Raw genomic sequence first — 17624 nt, 5'->3', positions numbered from 1 at the left:
GATTATGAGTAAAATGCCTTGGCAGGATAAGCCAGAAAATTGTAACGATGTTATGTGGCGTTATAGCGAAAACCCTATAATAGATAGGTATGCTATACCAACATCAAACAGTGTTTTTAATAGTGCCGTAGTGCCTTTTAAAGATGGTTTTGCAGGTGTTTTTAGATGTGATAATAAAGCGGTGCAAATGAATATTTTTGCAGGCTTTAGTAAAGATGGTATCAATTGGGATATAGAGCACGAACCTATCGTATTTCAAGAAGGAAATACAGAAATGATTGAGTCTGCCTATAAATACGACCCACGAGTTGTGTTTATCGAAGATAGATATTGGATAACTTGGTGTAACGGTTATCATGGGCCAACGATTGGTATTGGTTACACTTTCGATTTCAAAGAGTTTTTCCAATGTGAAAATGCATTTTTACCATTTAACAGAAATGGTGTATTGTTTCCAAAGAAAATAAATGGGAAATACGCTATGTTAAGTCGACCAAGCGATAACGGACATACACCTTTTGGAGATATTTACATAAGCTACAGCCCAGATATGAAATATTGGGGAGAACACCGTTGTGTAATGAAAGCGGCTAATTTTGAAGATAGCGCTTGGCAATGCACAAAAATAGGGGCAGGACCTATTCCTATTTTAACAAATGAGGGTTGGTTAATGTTATATCATGGAGTAATAAATACCTGCAACGGATTTAGATACGCTATGGGAGCAGCACTTTTAGATGAAAATGAACCCGATAAAGTAAAATACAGAACGCAACCTTATTTATTAGGTCCGGCAGTAAATTACGAGCAAAATGGCGATGTACCTAATGTTGTTTTTCCTTGTGCAGCATTGCATGATGAAAAAGAAGATAAGTTAGCGGTTTATTACGGAGCTGCAGATACTGTGGTAGCCATGGCATTCGGTAAACTAAGCGAGGTGGTTGCCTTCACAAAAAACAATAGTTTATAATATTAAATGAAGTTAAAAAAGCACATATTCGTTTTAATTCTTGGTGTAGTATCTGCTTTAGGTTGTTCGCAAAGCAAAGAAAACAAGGCACCAAAAAGTTATATTGCTTATAAAACGAGCACACCAATACAAATTGATGGTGAAGCTAATGATGCTGCTTGGAGTAAGGTAGACTGGAGCGATACTTTTATAGATATTGAAGGTGTTAAACAGCCAAAATATAAAACAAAAGTTAAAATGTTGTGGGACGATAAGTACTATTATATTTTAGCACAGCTCGAAGAACCTCATGTATGGGCAACGTTAACTAAAAGAGATACTATAATTTTTCATAATAATGATTTTGAGGTGTTTATAGATCCAGATGGCGATACTCATAACTATTACGAATTAGAGATTAACGCATTAAACACAGCTTGGGATTTATTTGTTAGTCAACCTTACAGAAAAGACAATGTGGTTTTAAACGATTGGAATATCACTGGTTTAAAATCGGCCGTTACAGTTAGCGGAACACTAAACAATCCTAAAGATATAGATGAAGGTTGGGTATTAGAACTTGCCATTCCTTGGAAGGCTTATAAAAAAGGCTATTTCCATAAAAACGTTCCAACCGATTCATATTGGCGAGTTAATTTTTCAAGAGTTAATTGGGATTACCAAATTAAAGATAGTAAATACGAAAGAAAACGTAATGATAAAGGGAAACTTTTACATGAATATAATTGGGTTTGGTCGCCAATGGGAGTAATTAATATGCACGAACCAGAAAAATGGGGTTATGTATATTTTTCATCAAAAGAAGCGGGAGCAAAAGATGTATTCAATATAACTTCAGATGAAAAAGTTAAGTGGGAATTGTATAGTATGTACAGAAAGCAAATCGCACATTTTAAAAAAAACAACGAATATTTTAAATCTATTGATAGTTTAACTCAAAAAGGCATAAAAATTGATGATAAGGCGGTGGTTCCAAAATTAGAGAATCATAGTACAGGTTTTAACCTTTCAATCGTTAGCCCTTTTTCAGGAAAAACTTTAATAGTAAATCAAAACGGAAAATTTATAACCAAATAATAAAATTAACCTTATGAAACTTAAAATAGCACTTTTTGGATTGGTACTTTCAATAGTATCATGCAATCAAGCTACTAAAGAAACCGCTTCAGAAGTACCTGTTGCTACAACAACTACAGAAGAAACTACTAAAACTTTTAAGTATTGGAACTGGATGTCGGTTGGTCATAAAAAATCAGATTCAGCGTACACGGCACACTTCAATAAATTAAAAAGTAAAGGTATTGATGCTGTTTTATTAAACACAGGAGCAGATCCAGGTTTATTAAAACGCTTAACGCCTTTAGCAACAGCAGCAGGATTAGAAGTGCATGCGTGGATGTTTACAACAAACAGACCAGGCGATTCTATAGCGCAACAACATCCAGATTGGTACATGGTAAGCCGTAGTGGTAAATCTTGTTTTAAAAAGGAAGAAAGACCATACGTTGGGTATTACCAATGGTTATCACCAAGTCACCCAGAAGCCAGAAAGCACATTTTAAGTCTTATTGAAGGCTTAGCAAAAGTAGAAGGTGTTGCTAGTGTACATTTAGATTATATACGCTATCCAGATGTATATTTACCAATTGGTTTATTACCAAAATACGATTTAAAACAAGAAGAAGAATTACCTGATTACGATTTCGATTATTCTGATGCTAGTGTAAATAAGTTTATGGCTTTACATCATAAAGATCCTCGTAAAATGGAAAACCCAGCTATCGATATCGAGTGGAAAAACTTTCGTTTAAACGAAATTCGTTCGTTAGTAAACGAAGCTTATGACATTGTACATAAACACGATAAGAAATTAAGTGCCGCAGTATTTCCTTATCCAGAAATGGCAGATCATATGGTGCGTCAGCGTTGGGATAAATGGAATATAGATATGGTTTTACCAATGATTTATTACAACTTCTACAACGAAGAATTAGATTGGATTGGTTATGCTACAAAACAAGGTGTAGAAGATTTACAAGGAAAATCAACCGAATTACATACAGGTTTATATACACCAAAATTAAGTAATGAAGATTTAAAAGATGCCATTCAATACGCTAAAGATAATGGGGCAAGCGGTGTTGCATTTTTTGATGATTATCATATGACTGATGAGCAATTTGAAATTATAAAAGCTTCAAAAGAATAAAGTCTATTTATCATGTCTAGTAGAAGAAAATTTATTAAAAATACGGCCTTAGGAACTGTAGGTTTAAGTTCTTTGTTAAGTAGTTTTTCAGCTTCCGCGGAAACGAATAAAAACACTTCAAAAGCAAAACCAGTAAAAAAACCTTTGGTAATTTCTACATGGAGACATGGTTTAGCGGCAAACGAAGAAGCCTGGAAACAGTTAAACAACGGTGCGGCACCTTTAGATGCTATTGTTGCCGGTGTAGGTATTCCAGAAGCCGATCCAGATGTACGTAGTGTGGGCTACGGTGGATTACCAGATCGTGAAGGTAAAGTAACGCTTGATGCTTGTATTATGGATAAGAATAGCGATTGCGGTTCGGTGTCTTTTTTACAAGGCATAAAACACCCAATAGCAGTGGCAAAAAAAGTTTTAGACGAAACGCCACACGTTATGCTTACCGGTAAAGGCGCCTTACAATTTGCTTTAGAAAAAGGGTTTAAAGAAGAAAATTTACTAACCGATAAATCTAAAGAATCTTGGGAAAAATGGTTAGAAAAATCGAAATATCAACCTGTAATAAATATTGAAAATCACGATACAATAAGTATGTTGGTTTTAGATGAAGAAGGCAATCTTTCTGGTGGTTGTACTACTAGTGGAGCGGCTTGGAAATTACATGGTAGAGTAGGCGATTCGCCAATTATTGGAGCTGGCTTATTTTTAGATAATGAAGTTGGTGCAGCTGCAGCAACCGGTTTAGGTGAAGCTGTAATACGAACTGCCGGAAGTGCCATGGTTGTAGAGTTAATGCGCCATGGAAAATCGCCTTACGAAGCTTGTAAAGAAATTGTAGAACGCATTTACAATAAGCATAAAAACCATAAAGATATGGCCTATTTACAAGTTGGTTTCATTGCGGTTAATAAAAAAGGCGAACATGCCGGTTATAGTATAAGACCTGGTTTTAATTATGCCGTTTACGATAATAAAGAAGGAAACAGAATGGAAAAAGCAGATTCCAAAATGGCTCCTAAAAAATAATAATGATACAAAGAGTTTTATTTTTAGTTTATTTTATGTTTTGTGTTTCATGCGTAGCATCACAAGAGTGTGCTACGTATGTAAACACGTTTATTGGGACCTCTAATTTTGGAGCTACCTTTCCTGGACCAATTGCACCGCGAGGTATGGCTAGTGTATCGCCGTTTAATGTTGCAGGAAAACAAAATAAATTAGAAAAAGATAGCCGTTGGTTATCTAACCCTTATGTTTACGAAAACACCTTTTTAACAGGATTTAGTCAGGTAAACTTAAGTGGTGTTGGTTGTCCAGATTTGGGCGTAATTTTAGTAATGCCAACAACAGGAGAGGTACAAACTAATCATTTAGATTATGGTACCACTTACTCAAACGAAATTGGAAAGGCAGGTTATTACAGTAACACGCTCGATAAATATAATATTAAAACAGAATTTACCGCTTCCACAAGAGTTGGTGTAAACAAGTTTACATTTCCAAAGGGTAAATCTAACATCTTAATAAATTTAGGATTAGGCTTAACTAACGAGCAAGATGCTATGGTACAAGTGGTTTCTCCAACAGAAATTCAAGGTGTACGTAGTGTAGGCTCATTTTGTTATAACAGTCCAGAAGATGCTTATCCTGTATATTTTGTAGCTAGATTTTCTAAACCAGCTACAAATTATGGTGTATGGAAAACACCAGATACTTACCAAGGCGAAGAGGCTAAATGGATGACTTATAACGGTAAAACCAGAATTATGGAGCGCAACACTAAAATGGTTGTTGGCGATAGTATTGGCACTTATTTTTCGTATGAATTTGATAAAGAAGAAACTGTTGAAGTTAAAATAGGTATATCTTACGTAAGTATAGAAAATGCTAGAGAAAACCTAGAAAAGGAAACTGGAAACAAATCATTTGATACTGTTTACAAAGAAACTTTTAACCAATGGAATAGTTTACTTTCTAGAATTAAGGTTAAAGGAGGAACAGAAGATGATAAGATTAATTTTTACACGGCTTTATATCATACATTAATTCACCCAAATACTTTAAATGATGTTAATGGAGATTATCCTGAGATTAAAACAGGAAAAATAGGAAACACTAAAGACACTCGATTTACCGTATTTTCACTTTGGGATACTTATAGAAATTTGCACCAATTAATGTCTTTGGTTTACCCAAAGCAGCAATCTAATATGGTAAAAAGCATGTTAGATATGTACGATGAAAACGGTTGGTTGCCAAAATGGGAATTAAATTCTACTGAAACTTTTACAATGGTTGGTGATCCTGCTAGTATTGTTATAACCGATACTTACATAAAAGGTATTCAGGATTTTAATGTTAATAAAGCATATGAAGCTATGCTTAAAAGTGCCACAACTCTAGATAATAATCCGCTGCGTCCTGGTTTAAAAAATTATTTAAATAATGGATATTTGGTGGTCGGACAAAGAGGCCCTGTTTCAACTACTCAAGAATATAATGCCGCCGATTATGCTATTGCTGTTTTGGCAAAAGAATTAGGTAAAACAGACGATTATAAAACTTTTAAAAAGCGTTCATTAAGTTACTATAAATTTTACGATAAAGATTTTAAATTGTTAAGACCGCGTAACGAAGATGGTTCATTTTACAAACCTTTCGATCCTTTAGCCGGAGCAAATTTTGAAGAAAACGTGGGTTATATCGAGGGTAATGCTTGGCAATACGCTTTTATGGCTCCACATGATGTAAAAGGTATGATTAAATTATATGGAGGAGGAAAAAGTTTTACCAATCAATTACAAAAACTTTTTGATACCAATCAATTTGATATGGCAAACGAGCCAGATATCGCTTACCCATATTGGTTTAATTATGTAAAAGGAGAAGCATGGCGTAGTCAAAAAATTGTAAGAGAATTAGCTTCAAAATATTTTCAAAATAAACCTGCAGGTTTACCAGGTAACGACGATACGGGTACAATGTCTGCGTGGTTAATTTATGCCATGTCTGGAATTTATCCAGCTTCAATCGGAGATAATGTTTACCAAATAACTAGCCCTGTTTTCGATGAAGTTGAAATAGCTTTAAATTCTGAATATTATTCAGGTAAAAGCATCAAAATTATTACTAAAAATAATTCAGAAGAAAATAAATATATCCAATCTATCAAACTTAATAATAAACCATTAAAAGGGTATTCGGTAACTCATCAACAACTCGTAAATGGAGGTGTATTAGAAATTGAATTAGGTAAAAATCCCATAAAATAAACAAAGTTAAATAATGAAAAACTCCTTAAAGCAAATCGTTTTATTTTACGTTTTAGCTCTTATTGTTACGAGCTGTAAAAACGAAAAAGAGAGTACAGAAGTTAAAAAAGATGTCGCTAAACAGCCAAACATTGTTTTTATAATGAGCGACGACCATGCTTACCAAGCTATTAGTGCTTATGGACATGGTTTAAACAACACACCTAATATTGACAGAATTGCAAACGAAGGTGCTATTTTTAACAAAGGTTTTGTAAATAACTCTATATGTGCGCCAAGTAGAGCAGCCATTCTTACAGGTAAACATAGTTTTAAAAATGGGAAAGTAGATAATTTACAACCGTTTAACTGGGATCAAGATAACTTTGCTAAATCTTTACAAAAAAATGGATACCAGACGGCTTTAATAGGTAAAATTCATTTAGATGGTTTGCCACAAGGGTTCGATTACTCAAATGTACTTCCGGGGCAAGGACAGTATTATTCTCCAGATTTTATAGAAAATGGAGTTAAAAAAACATATCCAGGTTATATTACACATGTTACAACCGATATTGCTTTAGATTGGTTACAAAACAAGCGCGAAAAAGATAAACCTTTTCTTTTAATGTATCACCAAAAGGCACCACACAGAACGTGGATGCCAGAGGAAAAATATTTTACACTTTTAGATTCTGTAAACTTCGTGCCGCCTGCTAATTTCTTTGATGATTACGAAGATAGACCTGCAGCAGCTTCACAAGAAATGAGCATTTTTAAAGACATGGATTTGGTTTACGATTTAAAAATGTTAGATAAAGATGGAGACATTAAAACAAAATATCGTGGTATGTTCCAAAAGAAGTACGATAGAATGACCGATGAACAAAAAGCTGCTTGGGATGCCTATTACGACCCAATTATAGCAGATTTTAAATCTCAAAACTTAGAAGGAAAAGAGCTTGCCGTGTGGAAGTATAACCGATACATGCACGATTATTTAAGAGTTATTCAATCTGTAGACGATGGTGTTGGTCAGGTTTTAGATTATTTAAAAGAAAACGGTTTAGAAGAAAATACCATTGTAGTTTATACTTCAGATCAAGGATTTTACCTAGGAGAACACGGTTGGTTCGATAAACGTTTTATGTACGAAGAGTCGTTTAGAACACCAATCTTAATGAAATATCCAAAAGAAATTAAACCAGGAACTGTAATTGATGAATTAGTTCAAAACATTGATTTTGCACCTACATTTTTAGATTATGCTGGTATTGCTATTGATGAATCTATTCAAGGTGAATCGTTAAGAGGTTTAGTTAACGGTGAAGTTACCGAGTTACGCGATGCTTTATATTACACATTCTACGAATTTCCTGCCGAGCATAAAGTAAAACGTCACTATGGTGTAAGAACCGACCGCTATAAATTAATTCATTTCTACTACGATATCAATAAATGGGAATTATACGATTTAGAAAAAGACCCACAGGAAATGCATAACCTTTACGATAATCCAGAATATGCATCGGTACAAAAAGATATGCACGAACAATTGGAGCGAATGAGACAAAAATACGGCGACAGTGATGCTTTAAATGAAGAAAATTTAAATAGATATTTAAACAAGAAAAACATTAAAAAGAAGCACTAAAAACAAATTAAAAATTTCCCTATGAAACTTAAATTATCAACCATATACATTTGCTTTTGTTTAATTAGTGTTAAGCTTTACAGCCAAAATATAGCCGTTGATGCGTATAATGTTTCATGGACAGAAAAAAGTAAAATAGCTTCTGATGCTATGCCACTTGGCAATGGCACAACAGGTGCTTTAGTATCTGTTTTAGAAAATGGACATCTTTGGATTTCTGTAAGACATATTGATGCTTGGTCTGAAGCGCACAGACTTTTAAAATTAGGTGATGTTGAAGTAGAGGTTTCTCCAAATCCGTTCAAAAACACCTTTAAACAGGAGCTTATTTTAAGTGAAAGCGCTATTTATTTAGAAGGCGATAACGGGTTTAAATCAAAAATCTGGATCGATAAGCATAACAATATTATTCATGTAGAGAATAATTCAGAATCAAAATTTATACTCAATGTAACACTTCACAACTGGCGAAAAGAAGCTAAGGTTATAAACGAAACCAATTTAAAAGGTATTCCCGAAGGTGTTACCGAATCTCCAGATGTTATTGTAAGCGGTAATAAAAATGCCATTTCATGGTATCATAGAAATAGCACAACAAAAGCCTTCGATTGGACTATTAAAGCACTTGAAATTCCAAAACCTAAAGATTTAGATAACGTTTTAGAAAATCGAACGTTCGGAGCTAAAATTGTGGGCGATAAAATGATTAATACTTCAGATACTACATTGGTATCAAAATCACGAAAGTGCAATCATTTAAAAATTTATACACTTAACGAGCGTACAGTATCGGCCGAAAAATGGTTGTCAAATTTGAATGCTGAAGCTTCAGAAAAAATAAATACTAAATCCAGTTGGAAAAATCATGTTACTTGGTGGCAAAACTTTTGGGCGAGTAGTTATATTCATTTAACTGGTTTTAAAGAAGCCAAACAAACTAGTGCAGGGTATGCGTATACCATGTATTTAAATGCTATGGCAGGCGAAGGCGAGTTTCCAATAATCTGGAATGGCTCTATGTTTGCCCCAGATTTAAACGAAGTTCTACAACGCAATCATACAGGTATAAAGCACTTTAAAGATAAAGACCATCGTTCTTGGGGTAATTTAATGTTGCATCAAAATGTGCGATTACCGTTTTATTCCATGAATGCTGCTGGACAGTTTAAATACGCCAACACATTTATCGATTTATACATGCGTGGTTTTAATGCCATGAAGGAACATAGTAATACGGTTTTTGGTCACGAAGGTACTGTAATTCGCGAGTCTACTACACTTTGGGGTGTTGTTGCTCCAGGTGTTTACGGTGTAAATCGTGAAGGTTTAGAACCAGGACAGCAACAATCTAAATGGCACAGAACCCATTGGAATGCAGGATTAGAAGTAGCTTGGTATTTATCAGAACGTTACGATTATACTTTAGATGAAACTTTTGCTAAAGAAAAATTTATTCCGTTTGCATCAGAAATTGTAACGTTTTTCGATAAGCACTGGCCACATAAAGATGGCAAATTATATTTCCCAGATGTTCATGTTTTAGAATCGTTTAGAAAAGCAGATAACCCAATGCCTTTTATAGCAGGATTACGTTCGGTTTTAGGTAGGTTATTAAAATTGCCTTCTCAATTAACAACAGAAGCAGATAGAACCTATTGGAAAGAACTATTAGCTAGAGTACCAGAAATTCCTACAAGAGACAGAAATGGTATAAAAATTTTAGCGAATGCCGAAGTTATAAAATCTAATAAAGCCAATGTAGAAGTTGCCGAATTATATTCAGTATTCCCATACCATTTGTACGGTGTTGGTTTGCCCGATTTAAAAATGGCGCAAGATACTTACAAAAACCGTACAACTTTAGTTGATGATGTTGGCGGTAAAAACCCAAAATGGGCACCAGGATATCTTCGTGGTGGTTGGCATCCAGAAGCCATTATGGCAGCCATGGTTGGTTTAACCGATTCTGTACAAAAAGAAGTGGTTTGGGCCTTACACCGTCCGGTTCCAGAACAACGTTACCCAGGATTTTTTATGTCTACACACGATGGCACTCCAGATGTACAACACTCATCGGTTGCCGCAACAGCTTTACAACGCATGATTTTACAAAATGTAAACGATAAAATTATACTCTTACCAGCGTTTCCTTCAAACTGGAGTGCTGAGTTTAAGTTGTATGCAAAACAAAATACTATAGTTGAAGGTGAAATAGTTAACGGAGAAATTAAACGTTTAAAAGTAACGCCTTCAACGCGAAAAGAAAATGTAGTTATAGGTCAAAAACTGCAGGCTCCAAAGCCAGAAATTTGGGAAGATTAAGAAAGAATTAATTTTAAAATAAGGTTCACAATAAAATGAGCAACACTAAAAACCTAATCAGAATTTTTGTTTTAATACTTTTTGTAAGTGTTAATTCATGTAAGGAAAAAGCAGAAGAAAAAGCAGTTTCTGAAGAAAAAGAAATGCCTAATATTTTATTTCTTTTTACTGATGATCAACGTAACGGAACCATCAACGAATTGCATAAATACAATGTGCAAACGCCAAATATGGATAAGCTCGTTAAAAATGGTACGGCGTTCACTAATTCTTATATTTTAGGTGCAACTACTGCCGCTGTTTGTTCGCCAAGTAGAGCTATGTTAATGACAGGGCGTCACTATTTTAATATTGAACCCAATGTGTATGCGCAGTTTGCTTTTGATAAAGAAGATAAAGGTAAAAGCGATAAATTAACTTTTCCGGAATACTTTAAAGCCAATGGCTACACCACTTTTGCAACAGGGAAACAACATAATGGTGAGCAGTGGGTAGAACGCGGATTTTCAAATGTAAAATCGGCATTCTTAGGAGGTATGACAAGGCATTTTGGTACCAAAGTAAAAGATTATTCTCCGGAAACAGGTTGGTCTGAGCCTTATAAAAATGATAAAAAATTTAGTAGTGAAGTATTTGCTGATGCAGCCGTCGGTTTTATTGATGCATACAAACAAGATAAACCATTTTTAATGTATGTAGCGTTTACGGCTCCACACGATCCAAGAACAGCACCACAAGAATATCACGACATGTACCCTGCAGCAGATATTGCGCTACCTGAAAACTTTATGCCTAAGCATCCTTTTGAATTAGCAGACGAAAAAATTCGAGACGAGGTATTAGCTCCTTTTCCAAGAACGCCAGAAGCAATTCAAAAAGAAATTTCAGATTATTATGCTATGATTACAGCTACCGATACTCAAATTGGTAGAATTTTAAAAGCGCTTGAAACTTCAGGAAAAGCAGAAAATACAATTATTGTTTTAGCTGGAGATAATGGTTTAGCGCTTGGTCAACACGGACTTTTAGGCAAACAAAATGTGTATGAACACAGTGTGAGTGTACCAATGGTGTTTTGTGGACCAAACATTCCAAAAAATCAAAAAAATAATGCTTTAGCTTATTTACACGATATATTCCCAACGCTTTGTGGTTTAACAGGTTTAGATATTCCAGAATCTATTCAAACCGAAGATTTAACTCCAGTAATTACAGGTGAAAAAGAATCCGTTAGAGAAAGTATGTTTTACGCGTATAACTCTTGGCCAGGTGAAAAAACACGTCCAAATATTAATAATGGCGGCGGACATAGAGCAGTGCGTAAAGGTGATTTTAAATTAATTGTTAGTGCTAAAAAAGAAGTTTACACTTATCAATTATTCAACCTTAAAAATGATCCTTGGGAGTTAGTAAATCTTATTGATGATGAAAACTATAAAGATATAAAAGAAGATTTACAACAAGAGCTTGAAAAGTTAATAAAAGAAGTAGGTGACCCTGCAGATTTAACAAAACGTGAATTTGGTCTTTTCGATAACCCTGAAGCATATAATTTTAAAACAAAAAAATAATAATATATTCCTTTGAACGAGATGAAATTAATGTCAAAACTTAGCAATTTAATCCTTTGTAATCTTCTTGTTTTATTAACAGCTATTCCACTAACTGCACAAGAAAAAACATTAACCTGGGATGAATTAGCCGAACAGTACGCATGCCCAGAATGGTTTAGAGACGCTAAGTTTGGCATTTGGTTTCATTGGGGGCCTCAAGCAGCACCAGAGCAAGGTGGTGGTTGGTATGCACGCCATATGTATATGCAAGATGTAGGTCGCCAAAAATTTGGTAAAATGGCGTATCCGTATCATTTAATGACTTACGGACACCCTTCAGAATTTGGCTTCAAAGACGTTATAAATAGTTGGAAGGCAGAAAATTTTGATGCCGAAGCCTTAATCAATTTCTCAAAAGAAAACGGAGCAAAATATATTGTTGCTTTAGCAAATCATCACGATCATTTCGATTTGTTTGATTCGTCTTATCATCCATGGAATTCTGTAAATGTAGGCCCTAAAAAGGATATTATTGGTGAGTTTGAAACAGCAACACGTAAAGCTGGATTAAAATTTGGGGTTACCAGTCACGACGATCGTTTTTTAAATTGGTGGAAACCCGCTTTTGGTTCAGATAAAGATGGAATGTACGCAGGTGTGCCTTACGATGCACGTTTAACCAAAGCAGATGGCAAAGGAAAATGGTGGGAAGGTTTAGACCCAAAAGATTTATACGGTCCAGCTCCAGAAGATCGTACACCTGAAATTATTGAAGACATCAAAAAAAACTGGCTAAAACGTCATATAGAATTAGTTGATAAATACAAACCAGATTTATTATACAACGACGGATTTAATTTTACTTACGGCGATTACGGCAAAGAAGTTACACGTAAACTTTACAATAATAGTTTAAGTGAAAATGGTAAAATTGATGCTGTAATGTTATTAAAGCGTAAAGCAAAAGGTACTGTTAATGAAGTAGAATCTGGTGGTAGTAATACTTTACGTGAATACCCTTGGCAATCCGAAATTACTTTTACAGATTGGTTTTACAAAAAAGATCGCCATTTAACACATAATGCACGCACCATTCTTGAAATGCTGATTGAAGCAGTTAGTAAAAATGGAAACTTACTATTAAGCATGGAGTTAAACCCTGATGGAACTATTCCGCACGAAATAAAAAAGAGTGTTGTTATTGTTGGCGATTGGTTAAAAATTAATGGTGAAGCAATTTATGGCACACGTCCTTGGAAAGTTTTTGGAGACGGTAAAAGTGTTAGAGGTGAAGAAGTTGAAACAGTTGAAGGAGAATTAAGAAATGCTACCGCTAACCAAAAACATGGCGAGCACTTTAATCAACGTACTACAGCAACTCCTGCTTTTGCTAACGATGAAGTGAGATTTACAACAAAAGGAGACGATTTTTACATAATGGTTATGAATCCTAAAGGCGGTGAATTTGTAATTCCTTCTTTTGCTAAATCGAGCGAAGTAAATCCAGGAATTTTAAAAGGTTTATCACAACTATACGATGGTAGAAAAGTAGCATTTAAACAATCAAATAACGGTTTAACTATAAATATGCCCGCTGTAAATGGGGATAGTTATCCGGTAGTATTAAAAGCGAAATTTAAAAAGTAAAGAAGAAATGAAAAAGATAGTTATAACATTAACTACAGTTCTATCAATTTCGCTATCAATAAGCGCACAACGTAATGCTAAAGTGCATTATGTAAAACTTGTTGAAGGTGAAAAAATAGTTTCAAACCCAATAAAAACTCAGGAAGCAAAATCAGAAGGTAAAGGTATTTCTGTTAGAATTTATCCAGATATATCTTTTCAAACCATAACAGGAATAGGTGGCGCTTTTAACGAAATTGGAGGCGAAGCATTAATGTCTTTAAGCGAAGCACAGCAAAATGAGATTATGAAAAATCTTTTTGATGTTAATGGAGCTAATTTTACAGTGTGCAGAACAGCTATTGGTGCTAGTGATTTTGGTATAGATGCTTACAGTTATAGCGAAGTTGAAAACGACTTTAAAATGAAAAAGTTTTCTATAGAAAGAGAGCGTACAAGCGTTATCCCTTTTATTCAAATGGCTTATAAGTATAATCCAAAGATGCAATTATTTGCATCACCTTGGAGTCCTCCAGGTTGGATGAAAGAATCGGGATTAATGGATAGAGGGGAAGAATTTCCTGAGAAAAATGTTTTAAAAGACGATCCTAAAATTTACAAAGCTTACGCTAAATATTTTTCTAAGTATGTTGATGCTTACGCTAAAGAAGGTATTACAGTAAATAAAATTGTAATTCAAAATGAGCAAGATATTTCTACAAAATACCCGTCTTGCCACATGCCACCAAAACAAATGGGCGAGTTTGTAATTAATTATTTGCGTCCACAGTTTGAAAAAGATAATACACCAGCTGAAATTTGGGCAGGTTCTTTCCGTACTGCTAAACGTTTAGATGGTTTAGAATTTGTATCAAACAAAGCATGGAGAGAAGCGGTTGATGGTATTGGTGTACAATATATGAATGCCAGACAAGTGGAAAATATGCAAGCGGTTTACCCAGATATTAAATTTTTACATACTGAAGGTAATTGCTACGGGGGTAAAAATAGTGTAGATCAAGCATTTTCAAGGTTTAATGAAGTTGCTGGGTTTATAAACCATGGTGTACCAAACTTTTGTTATTGGAACATGATTTTAAATGAAGACTCTTCAAGTGGATGGGGATGGAAACAAAACAGTTTAATCAAAATCAACAGAAAAGACAAAACGGTTACGTACAATCCTGATTATGCAACTATGGCACTTTTTGGAAGGTTTATGAAACCAGGGATGAAACGTATCGCATCGGCATCTTGGTATGGTGATACTATTACACTTAAAGATGATAATAATGTTTATCTGTTCATTAAAAATCAATCAAACAAAACAAAAACTTTCGACATTTGGTTAAAAGATAACCATGCCCAAGTTGTAGATATCCCTGCAAATTCTATATCTGTGGTCGAAGTAAATTATAAATAATTCTAAGAATAATTTAAAAGTGAAACATATTAAATTAAAAATTTTAATAGCACTAGTTTTAGTTGCAGTTAATTCTTCTAAGGCTCAAGAAATACTACCATATTTAAATACATCTTTATCTTTTGATGAACGTGTAGACGATTTAGTATCAAGAATGACTCTTGAAGAAAAAGTAGGACAAATGATGAATGATGCGCCTGCAATTCCAAGATTAAACATTCTTGCACACGAATATTGGAATGAAGCTTTACATGGAGTTGCTCGAGCAGGTAAAGCAACGGTTTTTCCTCAGGCCATTGGTTTAGGAGCTACTTTTGATGAAGCTTTAATTTTAGAATCTGCTACAGTAATTTCAGATGAAGCAAGAGCTAAACACCATGAAGCACAACGTAATAAATCATACAAACGTTACGAAGGTTTAACCTATTGGACGCCAAACGTAAATATATTCCGTGATCCGCGTTGGGGGCGTGGTCAAGAAACTTATGGCGAGGATCCTTATTTAACATCTCGTATGGGAATTAGTTTTGTAAAAGGTTTACAAGGCGACGATGAGAAATACTTAAAGTTAGTAGCAACTCCAAAGCATTTTGCAGTACATAGTGGTCCAGAACCAGAAAGACATTTCTTTGATGCCATAACAACCGAACGTGATTTATACGACACCTATTTACCGGCCTTCGAGGCAACGGTTAAGGAAGGGCAGGCATATTCTATTATGGGTGCTTATAATAGATATATGGGTAAACCATGTTGTGCAAGTCACCAATTATTAGATGAAATTTTACGTCAAGATTGGGGCTTTAAAGGTTTCGTTGTTTCAGATTGTAATGCCATTAGAGATATTCACGATTACCATAATTACGTAGATTCTAAAGAAGAAGCTGCTGCAGTTTCTCTTCTTGCAGGAACAGATTTAAATTGTGGTTCGCGTTATGAATATTTAGTAAGCGCTGTAAAAGCAGGATTAATTACAGAAGCCGATGTAGATGTATCATTAAAACGAATTTTTAAAGCACGTTTTAAATTAGGAATGTTCGATCCTACAGAAATGGTGCCTTATGCAAGCATTCCTATGGATGTTGTGAGTTCAGATAAGCACAGAGCTTTAGCTTTAGAAACCGCTCAAAAATCCATTGTTTTATTAAAGAATGAAAACAAAACTTTACCAATTAAAAAAGATGTAAAATCTATTGCTGTTGTAGGTCCTAATGCAAACGAGCTAGAAGTATTATTAGGAAATTATAACGGATTTCCATCAAGATATTTTACACCTTTAGATGGAATTAAATCTAAAGTTTCTAAAGACACAAAAATATATTTTGAAGCAGGTATAGAAATGATTACCGAAGATTCAAAAATGTCTTTAATTCCTACTGAATTTTTAAGTTTTAATAACCAAAAAGGTCTGCAAGCTAAATATTACAATAATCATGAGTTTACAGGAACACCTGTAGCAACTAGAATAGAAGATGTTGTAAATTCTAACTGGAATTTAAATCCTGTTGAAGGTTTAAATGAAGCAAATTTTGGTGTAGAATACACTGGGACAATAAAAGTAGATGTGTCAGGAGAATATGATTTAGGGTTACAGAGTCATCATAGAGTATTCACTTTAGCTATCGATGGAAAAGTAATAGCAGATAATTCTAATCGTCCAAAGCGTAAAGTTATCAAAGGATCGATGTATTTAGAAAAAGGAAAATCATACGATGTTAAAATTCAATACATACATCACGGTTATCCTGCTAAGTTGAAATTTATGTGGGCTTCGAAAGACAAGACTTCATTTGATAGAGCTATTGAAATAGCTAAAAAATCTGAAGTAGTGGTTTTTGTCGGTGGTATTTCTGCAAGTGTAGAAGGTGAACATATGCCTGTAAATTCTAAAGGTTTTGATGGTGGAGATAAAGTTAATATTGATTTACCTGCAGTTCAAACTAAATTATTAAAAGCGCTTCATGAAACAGGAACGCCTGTTGTATTAGTATTATTAAACGGTAGTGCACTAGCCATAAACTGGGAAAACGATAATTTACCAGCTATTGTAGAAGCTTGGTATCCTGGTGAACTTGGTGGAACTGCTATTGCCGACGTGTTATTTGGAGATTATAACCCTTCAGGAAGATTACCTGTAACCTTTTATACATCGCATAAAGAACTTTCACCATTTGTAAATTACAGTATGAAAGGCAGAACTTATAGGTATTACGAAGGCGAAGCTTTATATCCTTTTGGTTTCGGTTTAAGTTATACAAAATTCAATTACGAAAAGTTGAAATTAGATAAAAATCAAATTAAAACTACAGAGGCAACAAAAGTATCTGTTAAGGTGAAAAATGTAGGAGATTTGCAAGGGGAAGAAGTTGTACAATTGTATATTAAAGATTTAAAGAGTTCGGTTAAACGACCATTAAAAAGTTTACGAGGTATAAAGCGTATTACTTTAAAACCAGGGAAATCTGCAACAGTAACTTTTAATATTACACCAGAAGATTTACAATTCTTTGATACCGAACTACATAAATACGTAGTTGAACCAGGCGAATTTGAAATTGGTATTGGTCCAGCATCAAATAATTTTGAAACGGTAACACTTAACGTTACCAATTAAAC

Annotated in this window: 11 protein-coding genes; all 11 read left to right on the top strand. The window is 34.4% G+C overall.

Annotated elements, in window-relative coordinates; all coding sequences use genetic code 11:
• The first annotated feature begins 4 nt into the window (after positions 1-4).
• The 11 genes from LG649_RS03560 to LG649_RS03510 are packed head-to-tail and all read left to right on the top strand — an operon-like array spanning position 5 to position 17622.
• Positions 5-970, top strand: a complete 966-nt coding sequence (locus LG649_RS03560) for a glycoside hydrolase family 130 protein (protein ID WP_262904464.1) — start codon at positions 5-7, stop codon at positions 968-970.
• Between the two features lie 6 nt (positions 971-976).
• Positions 977-2047, top strand: coding sequence for a carbohydrate-binding family 9-like protein (locus tag LG649_RS03555; protein ID WP_226540961.1), 1071 nt, complete (start codon positions 977-979; stop codon positions 2045-2047).
• A gap of 13 nt (positions 2048-2060) precedes the next feature.
• The gene (locus tag LG649_RS03550) at positions 2061-3179 is read left to right on the top strand and encodes a family 10 glycosylhydrolase (RefSeq protein WP_226540954.1); all 1119 of its coding nucleotides are present in this window, start codon (positions 2061-2063) and stop codon (positions 3177-3179) included.
• A 12-nt stretch (positions 3180-3191) separates the two neighbouring features.
• Positions 3192-4205, top strand: coding sequence for an isoaspartyl peptidase/L-asparaginase family protein (locus tag LG649_RS03545; RefSeq protein WP_226540953.1), 1014 nt, complete (start codon positions 3192-3194; stop codon positions 4203-4205).
• A gap of 2 nt (positions 4206-4207) precedes the next feature.
• On the top strand, positions 4208-6451 hold the full coding sequence (locus tag LG649_RS03540) for a GH92 family glycosyl hydrolase (protein ID WP_394371889.1): 2244 nt from the start codon (positions 4208-4210) through the stop codon (positions 6449-6451).
• Positions 6452-6464: 13 nt separating this feature from the next.
• Complete coding sequence (locus LG649_RS03535; RefSeq protein WP_226540952.1) at positions 6465-8084, top strand: sulfatase family protein; 1620 nt, start codon at positions 6465-6467, stop codon at positions 8082-8084.
• Positions 8085-8105: 21 nt separating this feature from the next.
• The gene (locus LG649_RS03530; protein ID WP_226540951.1) at positions 8106-10406 is read left to right on the top strand and encodes a DUF5703 domain-containing protein; all 2301 of its coding nucleotides are present in this window, start codon (positions 8106-8108) and stop codon (positions 10404-10406) included.
• A gap of 35 nt (positions 10407-10441) precedes the next feature.
• Entirely contained in the window at positions 10442-11977 is a 1536-nt protein-coding gene (locus LG649_RS03525) for a sulfatase-like hydrolase/transferase (protein WP_226540950.1), read from the top strand.
• Between the two features lie 30 nt (positions 11978-12007).
• Positions 12008-13606, top strand: coding sequence for an alpha-L-fucosidase (locus LG649_RS03520; protein ID WP_226540949.1), 1599 nt, complete (start codon positions 12008-12010; stop codon positions 13604-13606).
• 7 nt (positions 13607-13613) lie between these two features.
• A complete protein-coding gene (locus LG649_RS03515; protein WP_226540948.1) occupies positions 13614-15008 on the top strand; it encodes a glycoside hydrolase family 30 protein in 1395 nt (464 codons plus the stop codon).
• 19 nt (positions 15009-15027) lie between these two features.
• Positions 15028-17622 carry a glycoside hydrolase family 3 C-terminal domain-containing protein gene (locus tag LG649_RS03510; protein WP_226540947.1) on the top strand — a complete coding sequence of 865 codons (2595 nt, stop codon included), beginning with the start codon at positions 15028-15030 and terminating at the stop codon, positions 17620-17622.
• The last annotated feature ends 2 nt before the right edge of the window (positions 17623-17624 follow it).

The sequence above is a fragment of the Neotamlana laminarinivorans genome (genome assembly GCF_020523925.1).
Taxonomy (GTDB): Bacteria; Bacteroidota; Bacteroidia; order Flavobacteriales; family Flavobacteriaceae; genus Neotamlana; species Neotamlana laminarinivorans.
Note: the sequence above shows the minus strand (reverse complement) of the source record. Positions and strands in the feature narration are given on the sequence as shown.

What these genes read in the sequence shown, in the direction of transcription:
- LG649_RS03560 (WP_262904464.1), top strand. Translation starts at nt 5, where the DNA reads ATGAGTAAAATGCCTTGGCAGGATAAGCCAGAAAATTGTAACGATGTT.
- LG649_RS03555 (WP_226540961.1), top strand. Translation starts at nt 977, where the DNA reads ATGAAGTTAAAAAAGCACATATTCGTTTTAATTCTTGGTGTAGTATCT.
- LG649_RS03550 (WP_226540954.1), top strand. Translation starts at nt 2,061, where the DNA reads ATGAAACTTAAAATAGCACTTTTTGGATTGGTACTTTCAATAGTATCA.
- LG649_RS03545 (WP_226540953.1), top strand. Translation starts at nt 3,192, where the DNA reads ATGTCTAGTAGAAGAAAATTTATTAAAAATACGGCCTTAGGAACTGTA.
- LG649_RS03540 (WP_394371889.1), top strand. Translation starts at nt 4,208, where the DNA reads ATGATACAAAGAGTTTTATTTTTAGTTTATTTTATGTTTTGTGTTTCA.
- LG649_RS03535 (WP_226540952.1), top strand. Translation starts at nt 6,465, where the DNA reads ATGAAAAACTCCTTAAAGCAAATCGTTTTATTTTACGTTTTAGCTCTT.
- LG649_RS03530 (WP_226540951.1), top strand. Translation starts at nt 8,106, where the DNA reads ATGAAACTTAAATTATCAACCATATACATTTGCTTTTGTTTAATTAGT.
- LG649_RS03525 (WP_226540950.1), top strand. Translation starts at nt 10,442, where the DNA reads ATGAGCAACACTAAAAACCTAATCAGAATTTTTGTTTTAATACTTTTT.
- LG649_RS03520 (WP_226540949.1), top strand. Translation starts at nt 12,008, where the DNA reads ATGTCAAAACTTAGCAATTTAATCCTTTGTAATCTTCTTGTTTTATTA.
- LG649_RS03515 (WP_226540948.1), top strand. Translation starts at nt 13,614, where the DNA reads ATGAAAAAGATAGTTATAACATTAACTACAGTTCTATCAATTTCGCTA.